The sequence below is a fragment of the Protofrankia sp. Cr1 genome (genome assembly GCF_963555865.1).
Lineage (GTDB): Bacteria > Actinomycetota > Actinomycetes > Frankiales > Frankiaceae > Protofrankia.
On sequence record NZ_CAUVXO010000072.1, the window covers coordinates 1,520 to 2,457 of the forward strand.

Sequence of the window (938 nt, forward strand, 5' to 3'; positions counted from 1 at the left end):
ACTCAGTCGTCATCGTGCATGCCGGGTGGCAGCGACCCGGTCGTCTTCACCCACCAACGGGCCGCCACCCGTTCCGCGGTGAGGCGTCCGATGCCGATCGCCACCCCGGACGCGACCGCCCAGCTGATCGCGTCGGCCCAGGTTGTATCGGGATGCGCCGGGCTGGTCGGTGGGTCGGCTTTGCGGATCTTTTTGTACGCCACGGTGACGGCCTTGCTCGCCGCGGCTCCGGCTGCCGCTCCGGCCGCGCCTCCCACGATCTTCCAGCCGATCTTCGATACCGGTTGTGGCACTGTCGCACCCCCATCATCTCGGGTTTCCGGGCCGCCGGCGGGCTGATAACCCGACCGTCAACCCGGCCGTTCTACCGGCCGGTGGCCGTCACAGGCGTTGCATGGCATCAGCGCGGGACCGGCGCGCCGATCGCCGTCAGTAGCGTGCCGGGATGCCTGCTGGACAGCACCCACACACCGTTGGCGGTGGTGACTCGAACACCGGTGCGTATCCACGGTCTGGTCAGGGCATACACGCCCGGGACGAGTACGGTGCGGACATCGGTGCAGGCGACGGCGTCGCGGATGTCAGCTCGGTCGACCATCTCGCCGGCCGCGCGTATCGCCTCGTCGGTCATGGCCAGTCGGGGACGTCCGAGCTGCCACAGCGCCGCCTCCATCGTGGTGAACATGGCCCCGTAGACCACGGCCCGCGTCCAGGTAGCGTCTGTGTAGACGGTGAAGTAGCTGCCGAAGACTCCCGCGCAGAGGGCGGCCCAGAGGTGCCAGAGCCGAGGTACCGCCAGCCGTTCCTCGTAGCGCATGCGGGTCAGTATCCACCGTGCCCGCGGTTGTTCGCGTTCATCGGTTGTTGATCATTCGCTGATGGCTGTGATGGCAGCTGACTGCAGTGGGGTGGGCGCCGGCGACGAGCGGGGAGGCACA

General features: G+C 68.3%; 2 protein-coding genes. Both read right to left on the reverse strand.

What is annotated here, in order from left to right; translation table 11 throughout:
• Positions 1-2: 2 nt before the first annotated feature.
• On the reverse strand, positions 3-293 hold the full coding sequence (locus U9980_RS08900; RefSeq protein WP_322747454.1) for a DUF4235 domain-containing protein: 291 nt from the start codon (positions 291-293) through the stop codon (positions 3-5).
• 107 nt (positions 294-400) lie between these two features.
• On the reverse strand, positions 401-817 hold the full coding sequence (locus U9980_RS08905; RefSeq protein WP_322767491.1) for a DUF3093 family protein: 417 nt from the start codon (positions 815-817) through the stop codon (positions 401-403).
• Positions 818-938 lie beyond the last annotated feature (121 nt).